This is a genomic window from Streptomyces litchfieldiae (genome assembly GCF_031845365.1).
Lineage (GTDB): Bacteria > Actinomycetota > Actinomycetes > Streptomycetales > Streptomycetaceae > Streptomyces > Streptomyces litchfieldiae.
Map to the genome: position 1 here is coordinate 1 of NZ_JAVREL010000162.1, position 291 is coordinate 291.

The 291-nt window shown below is 71.8% G+C and carries 1 protein-coding gene; it reads right to left on the reverse strand.

Features of this window, described 5'->3' with window-relative positions; all coding sequences use genetic code 11:
- Positions 1 to 291: FtsK/SpoIIIE domain-containing protein (locus RM590_RS35870; RefSeq protein ID WP_311708990.1), on the reverse strand; the 291-nt coding region annotated here is incomplete at both ends.

The following is a 291-nucleotide window of genomic DNA, read 5'->3' on the forward strand; positions in this document are numbered from 1 at the left end:
AGAACGTGCGCAGGCCGATCCGGTACGACAGGTGCGCCTCCAGCCCGCGCAGCCGCCCCTCGTCCAGGCGTTGCGAGGCCAGCAGCAGATGCAGCCCCAACGAGCGGCCCAGGCGGCCGATCTGCACGAAGAGATCGGCGAAGTCCGGCTTCTGCGCCAGCAGTTCGGAGAACTCGTCCACGACGACGAAGAGGCTGGGCAGCGGCGGCAGGGCGCCGCCGCGCTGGCGGGCGCGCTCGTAGTCGCGTACGGAGACGAGGTTCCCGGCGTCCCGCAGCACCTCCTGACGGC